The organism is Pseudomonas sp. P5_A12, assembly GCF_056400685.1.
In genome coordinates this window covers 1-6742 of sequence record NZ_JBFUKU010000284.1, presented here as the reverse complement: position 1 = coordinate 6742, position 6742 = coordinate 1, and the positions used below count along the sequence as shown (strand labels likewise).

7 protein-coding genes are annotated in these 6742 nt (G+C 57.8%); 1 reads left to right on the top strand and 6 read right to left on the bottom strand.

The window, feature by feature from the left end; genetic code table 11:
- The 6 genes from AC1DSG_RS25485 to AC1DSG_RS25460 all read right to left on the bottom strand — a co-directional run.
- A partial coding sequence (locus tag AC1DSG_RS25485) for a hypothetical protein (protein ID WP_477793360.1) occupies positions 1–1619 on the bottom strand: 1619 nt, incomplete at its 3' end.
- Positions 1616–1873, bottom strand: a complete 258-nt coding sequence (locus tag AC1DSG_RS25480) for a hypothetical protein (protein ID WP_477793359.1) — start codon at positions 1871–1873, stop codon at positions 1616–1618. The genes AC1DSG_RS25480 and AC1DSG_RS25485, both read right to left, overlap by 4 nt.
- A 157-nt stretch (positions 1874–2030) precedes the next feature.
- On the bottom strand, positions 2031–2234 hold the full coding sequence (locus tag AC1DSG_RS25475) for a helix-turn-helix transcriptional regulator (protein WP_477793358.1): 204 nt from the start codon (positions 2232–2234) through the stop codon (positions 2031–2033).
- 113 nt (positions 2235–2347) lie between these two features.
- Complete coding sequence (locus AC1DSG_RS25470) at positions 2348–2893, bottom strand: hypothetical protein (RefSeq protein ID WP_477793357.1); 546 nt, start codon at positions 2891–2893, stop codon at positions 2348–2350.
- Positions 2890–4119 carry a tyrosine-type recombinase/integrase gene (locus AC1DSG_RS25465; protein ID WP_477793356.1) on the bottom strand — a complete coding sequence of 410 codons (1230 nt, stop codon included), beginning with the start codon at positions 4117–4119 and terminating at the stop codon, positions 2890–2892. Before AC1DSG_RS25465 ends, AC1DSG_RS25470 begins: the two co-directional genes overlap by 4 nt.
- Positions 4120–4313: 194 nt before the next feature.
- Positions 4314–5987, bottom strand: a complete 1674-nt coding sequence (locus AC1DSG_RS25460) for a DEAD/DEAH box helicase (RefSeq protein WP_477793355.1) — start codon at positions 5985–5987, stop codon at positions 4314–4316.
- Between the two features lie 421 nt (positions 5988–6408).
- Here AC1DSG_RS25460 and AC1DSG_RS25455 point away from each other — a divergent pair.
- The coding region (locus tag AC1DSG_RS25455) for an enoyl-CoA hydratase-related protein (protein WP_477793354.1) at positions 6409–6742 on the top strand (334 nt) is incomplete at its 3' end.

Below are 6742 nucleotides of genomic sequence, written 5' to 3'. Positions count from 1 at the left end.
AACCCAAGTTCATCGGTGCAGATGGCTACATGCCGATGCTTGTGGAGTGCACGCAGTAACGCCGGGCCAGAGGCGACAGTCTCCGTAACCTCGACGGAGCTGCCCGACTTCTCGACCAGCAGCTTCAAGAGTTTGCGCGGGTCTTCCTTACCCTTGCCGGTATCGCCAACCAGACACTGATAGAGATTCAGCGGAGTATCTGAAACGCCGACGTACCGATGGTTTGCATTAATGACGCTGAGCGTTTGCAGGGCGCAAGCCATTGCAAAGTCACGATTCGGCATACGAAATGCCAACATGGCGAACTCTGCCACATCGCCCGCAAGCCCAGGCGGAAAAGGCACCTCGCCACGCTGCGAGCTTGGGTCAAAATAGTCCGGCTGCTCAACCGGCTCAACCTCTTCAACCTTCCTCGCGTTCACGTCCAGTACATAGGTAACGCCGATTCCGTTGTCGTGATGCACGATCCGCCCTCCGGCGTATTTACGCAAAATTCCGTTCCCGCTCGAAGATTCGCGCAGGATTGCCTGGCAGCGATACTTGGTACCGAAAGGCAGTTCAGTAGCCTCCCAGAAGTCCCGTAATGTCATCACGGCGCCGTCTTCAAGCTCGACTTTGTGTTCAAGGGTCAACGAGTCTCGGTCGGTGATGCTGAGCGTGCCATTCGGGCCCACCGAGGCCTGAGTGCCGGTATGTTCGCTATAGCGCCTCAGCGCCGCATCCGAGGGCTCTGGCAGCGCCTTGTGCAGGTCAATCGCGCTTCCTTGAATAGCGAATCCGCTCGTGGCCACCAGTTGCAACCCATCGGCTACCGTTGGCGCCCCTGCATAGATTTGCCGGTGCCGTGACCACACGCTCGCATCGACTATCGTCTTGGTGCAGCCCTTGCCCGGCAACTGCTCACCTGTTGCTTTCGCTACCCGCGGCACGTCCCACGTCAGCCCAAGCTCAGATGCTCGCAGCAGCAGACGACCACGCATGGCGTTGGTGAGCTCTACACCGCCACCCGAGCAGTCAATCCAGGTATGGCTGTTAAAGGTCACTGCTCTGCTGCCATCGATCTTCTGCACACGCGCCTTGCTTGATGGCCAGAACACCCGTGGTGCTGTCGCTACTCCCGGCAGCAGCCTGTCGGCGAGTTCGATCCATTGCTCATACGGCACACGGAAGCGCTCTGGCGTGCTGGCATCTACATCCCGATCCAGCACGCGCCAGTTGCCGAAGCGCCAATCATCCAGGTTCAGGCAAACGTATAGCCGGTCACCCTGCTGCACGGGCCGTTTTTTTGCTCCGGGAAAGCGGCTCTCATGGTCTTTCTGAGTCAGCAGCTCGAACGCCTCAAGGCCGACCGTCTCCGGTACAAAGTCAGGTATCACGTACTGGTGGTCAGTCAACCCCAACAGCAGAGCCAACAAGTACTCAGGGGTGGGCGCGTGCACCACCTTCGCCGTGCCAGATACTGAGCGGCTTTGTGCTTCGAACAGCAGCTGCCCATCAGTGTCGATACTGGCGCTCTTGCCGCAGGGCTTTCGGGTAGTTACCACCGTCACGTAGTGCCCGCTCTCCGGCCCAGTGTTGGTCAGCACCCAAGCCGGGGATGGCGCAGCGAAAAAGCTCATGCATCACCCCGCTTGGCCTTGGCCTTGGCCCGCTTGGCATCACACTTGGCCAGCCAGCGGCGAAGGCTGCGCAGACTACCCCCTGTGCTGGTGGTCGCCGCTCCATATTTCAGGGCCAGGGCGTCTTTCGCCTCGCGCAACAGCCCAGGCGGCAAGTCATTTGAAAGGAGCAGGCGCGCCTCAACGGCTTCATCGAGCACTTCAAGTTTAGGGTGTGCTTCCTCGGCTTTAAACGATTCGGGCGACTTCTTCATAGCGATAGCTCCTTGAGGTCTCACGAGAAGCCGACACGAAAAAACGCTGGGGGAAACAGGAGGTGCGTGAAACCTGTAAGCGCGAAAGGCGTAGACTCGCCTTGGTGCCGCGCCATAAGCCGTCACGTCCTGCCCCAGCAGGGTCGTGGCGGCTTTTTTATTGGTTATCGAGTTGCTGGTTAATCCAGGACTCCACTTCGCTCGAATCCCAACCGACAGCATGCAAGCCAGCAATTGGCTTTCCCTTTGGGAAAAGCCCGCGACTCATCAGTTCGTAGATACTGGTACGGGAAAGGCCAGTGATGGTCTTGATGTGACCGAGGCGAAGAATGCGCCTCGTAATTGGTTGAGTTGGGTTCATCGGCATAGCCCCATAGACGGCTGCGAGTTGCAGCGTTACGAGGCGTATTTTTGAGTGAATTGGCGGACCTTAAAATTCCCCCACCGTTACGTAAAACCCCTTTTACGTAACGTTCAGGGGGTTTTACGGGGGCGGCCGCCCTTGCGGGCATAGGATGGTGCTGCGAGCTGAATCCATTTCCTGATGCTTTCAGGTTTGTCCGGTAGTTGCTTTTGGTAGCCCTCATCAATCATCTGCTTCCAGACCGATTGAATCATCATTGCGAGTTTTATCACCTGAGCGGTATCAGCTTTCCACATCTCTGCGGCTATGGCTTTTGCCCTGTCAATGGCGGCATCCTTGTTTGTCTTCAAGCGGCCTAGTGTGTTTTTGTAGTTTTGATTATCAGCCACGGCTGTGGGGATAATTACTACGCCGCTGAACACTAGAAAGGTCTCAAGCAAGGTTTCAAGTAATTCAACCTGCTCAGACGTGGTGAGCGTTTTTGCCAAGGCTCGGGTTGACGCAACCAAAATCTCGGCAGATCCCCCCCGGAGTGGCTTATTGCGTTTGTCCGGAGAAAGCTCAGATAGCGCGATCAACATTCGCAAGGTGGTGTGTCCCGTTAAAGCCCCTGCATCTGAATAGAACTGCTCGTAAGCATCCTCTATTTCTTTCATCCGCCAACCCTCCCGAATGCGCCATGCACCACGTTCGCCGCTGGCGTAGTCGTAGCGAAGTCTGCCCACACCTGCATCAGCTCCCGGCGCTTATCCAGCAGGTTGCTGCGGCTATAAGCGGCCTCGGTTGAGTCGCGCTCGTCATGTGCCAGCGACAACTCGCAGACTTCGCGCGGAAAGTGGGTGCGTTCGCTCGCCCATGTACGGAAGGTGGCGCGGAACCCGTGAGTGGTGATGGCTTCATGTTCCATCGCATTTAGCAGGTTAAACAGTGCGCTTCTGCCCATGACGCCCGATCTGCCTGTTCCGGGGAACAGGTGTGGATTGCCATCAATGCGGGGCAGTGATTGCAGCAACTCGACTGCCTGCTGCGACAGCGGAACCGTGAAGGCCTGACGGGTTTTCATGCGTTCGGCTGGCAGGCGCCATGTGGCAGCCTCAAGATCGAACTCATCCCAAGTGGCACATCGAACCATGCCAGCACGTGCAGCGGTCAGGATCACCAATTGCAGTGCTGCAGAATCACGGCCCTCCATTCTGGCAAGTCTGCCCATGAAGCTCGGCAGTTCCTGCCAAGCCATTGCCGGATGCTTTTCCTTTTGCCTGACTCGCTTCTTGTCAGCCCGGCTCAGCAGGTTGTCCAGATGACCGCGCCAGCGTGCCGGGTTATCACCGGTTCGCAGCTTCAGTGACTTTCCAGCGTCCAGCACACTTTCGAGATAACCGCGAAGTTCGTTAGCCGTTGGGGGCTTCTCACCCCAAATCGGCCTCAGTACGCGAAGTACATGCTCAGTCTGGATCTGTTCGGGCTGCAGACTTCCCATAGTAGGGAATGCGTATCGCTCCATTATCGAGAGCCAACCTTTGCGGCGGCCTTCGGCAAGGTGCTGGCAATGGCTAGCGTGATAGCTCAACGCTAGCGATTTAAAAGTGACGGCTTTTGCCTGCTCGGCACTCTGGGCCTCTTTACGGCGTTGGCGCTCATCTAGCGGGTCACGCCCCTGCAGGATCAACGTCCTTGCCTCAGCAGCCGCCAGCCGAGCTGTTTTTAGTGATGCTGCAGGGTAAGACCCCAAGCCCATGTCCCGGCGCTTGCCGTTGATCTGGTAGCGCAACAGCCAAGACTTGTTGCCGGTGGCACTGATGACCAGATATAGACCGTCGCCATCCGAGTGTTTACCGGCCCCGGTCAACGTCTCAACTGTTCTTGCATTCAACTGGCCCATCGCGACAGCCCCACACTCAGCCCCACACAATTACGATGATTTCGACGAATCAYCACGAACAGCTAGGGACTGACAATACGCCGCAAGCATTGATAATAAAAGACCCTGAGGGCTAATGCGAAATTCCACGGACAAAAAAAATCCCCGAACCAGTCGGGGATTTTTTATGTGCGATCAATCAGCTCAAGAGCGGATCAATCTTCGCGATAGCGACGCAGCTTCAACTGCTTACCTGCAACGCGAGTGTCCTTCAGTTTGGTCAGCAGTTTCTCCAGACCATCTTCCGGCAGCTCGACGAGGCTGAAGCTGTCACGTACCTGGATGCGGCCGATGGCTTCACGAGCCAGACCGCCTTCGTTCAGGATGGCGCCCAACAGGTTCTTGGCAGCGATACCATCACGCGCACCCAGCGCGGTACGGCAACGAGCACGACCTTCAGYCAATGGAACCGGAGCACGACGCTCACGATCACCACGGTCCGGACGATCACCGGTACGCTCTGGACGATCGCCACGCGGTGCGTTGTTCGGCACCAATGGACGTTCTTTCTCGATTGCAGCCAGGGTCAGCGCCTGAGCGTTGGTTGCCTTGCGCAGCAGAGCAGCGGCCAGTGCACGCGGGGTGCAACCGATGTCGGCAGTCAGGCGATCCAGCAGATCACCGTGAGTCGATTCGGCATCAGCTACCAGCGGCGACAGGCTGTTGGTCAGTTTCTTGATGCGAGCATCGAGAACGGCCTGAGCGTCCGGCAGGCGAACTTCGGCAACCTTTTGACCGGTTACACGCTCGATCACTTGCAGCATGCGGCGCTCACGCGGAGTTACCAGCAGCAGTGCACGACCTTCGCGACCGGCACGGCCGGTACGGCCGATACGGTGAACGTAGGATTCCGGATCGTACGGCATGTCAACGTTGAACACGTGAGTGATGCGCGGAACGTCCAGACCACGAGCAGCAACGTCGGTCGCCACAACGATGTCCAGACGGCCATCCTTGAGGGATTCGATCACGCGCTCACGCTGGTTCTGAGCAATGTCACCGTTCAGCGCAGCGGCTTTGTAGCCTTTGGCTTCCAGGGCACTGGCCAGGTCCAGGGTCGCTTGCTTGGTACGCACGAACATGATCAGTGCGTCGAAATCTTCCACTTCCAGCAGGCTCAATACAGCCGAGGTCTTCTGGTCAGCGTGAACCAACAGGTGAGCCTGTTCGATCGCGGTAACGGTCTGAGTCTTGGTCTGGATCTTCACGTGTTGCGGATCGCGCAGGTGGCGTTCGGCAATGGCACGGATCGACTGCGGCAGGGTGGCCGAGAACAATACGGTCTGACGGGTTGGAGGCAGTGCCTTGAAGATAACTTCGAGGTCGTCCATGAAACCCAGTTTGAGCATTTCGTCCGCTTCGTCGAGAACCAGGTGGTTCACGGTAGCCAGGACTTTTTCGTCACGACGCAGGTGGTCGCACAGACGGCCCGGAGTGGCGACAACGATCTGTGCGCCATTACGGATTGCTTTCAGTTGTGGACCCATAGGGGCGCCGCCGTAAACGGCCACAACGGTAACGCCCGGCATTTGCTTGGCGTAGGTTTCGAAAGCGGTTGCTACTTGCAGCGCCAACTCACGGGTTGGCGCCAGGATCAGGGCTTGCGGCTCGCGCTTGGCAGGATCGATGCGATGCAGGATCGGCAGGGCGAACGCGGCGGTTTTACCGGTACCGGTTTGCGCTTGGCCAATCATGTCGTGGCCGGCCATGATGATCGGGATCGATTGCTGCTGAATAGCCGAAGGCTCTTCGTAGCCAGTCGCAATGACGGCTGCAAGGATATTCGGATTAAGATTAAAAGCGGCGAAGCCGCCGGTTTCCTGGGTCATGGGTCTGCCTCTAAGTGCATCCGCAAAGACCCATGCTCCAAAGCTGCGCATGCCGTGTAAGACTCAAGAGTCGCCCTGGCTGCTTTGTCGGCGGGGATTTGCGAAAACGAATGAATGAAAAAGATTCGTCAAGGGAGAGTCCGCTGTGCGGACGTGCAGCCGAAGCTGACTTCGGGGAATTGCGCTACCTAAACGCGGCCCGGTTAAAGGCCGGCGCGCACTATACCGGAATTCGCCCAAAAAGGGAGCATTATTTGTCGGAAAAACCCCAGATTCACGGTTGTATCACAGCCTTTGCGGATATTCGTGCGAGGGTCTATTTTTCAAAAGCCCGGCCCCGCTGGCGATGGCGCTAAATCGGTTCATCGTTATCAGGTAGTCCTGCGGTCTGACACCCCCTTCCCGCTTGAGGATTTGCTCCATGAATCAGCCCGCTTGCAGTCGTGTCACCCGCGAACGACACGGTCATGTCCTGATGATCGGCCTGGATCGGGTGGCCAAGCGCAATGCCTTCGACCTTGAGCTGCTCAACGAGCTGAGTCTGGCTTATGGCGAGTACGAGGCTGACATCGACTCGCGGGTCGCGGTGGTGTTCGCCCATGGCGAGCATTTCACCGCCGGGCTCGATCTGATCAGCGCGAGCGGAGCGTTGGCCGAAGGCTGGCAAGTACCGCCGGGGGGCTACGATCCATGGGGTGTTTTTGCCGGCCCCCGAGTCAGCAAACCGGTGATTGTTGCCGCGCAGGGCTACTGCC

What these genes read in the sequence shown, in the direction of transcription:
- AC1DSG_RS25480 (WP_477793359.1), bottom strand. Translation starts at nt 1,873, where the DNA reads ATGAAGAAGTCGCCCGAATCGTTTAAAGCCGAGGAAGCACACCCTAAA.
- AC1DSG_RS25475 (WP_477793358.1), bottom strand. Translation starts at nt 2,234, where the DNA reads ATGAACCCAACTCAACCAATTACGAGGCGCATTCTTCGCCTCGGTCAC.
- AC1DSG_RS25465 (WP_477793356.1), bottom strand. Translation starts at nt 4,119, where the DNA reads ATGGGCCAGTTGAATGCAAGAACAGTTGAGACGTTGACCGGGGCCGGT.
- AC1DSG_RS25470 (WP_477793357.1), bottom strand. Translation starts at nt 2,893, where the DNA reads ATGAAAGAAATAGAGGATGCTTACGAGCAGTTCTATTCAGATGCAGGG.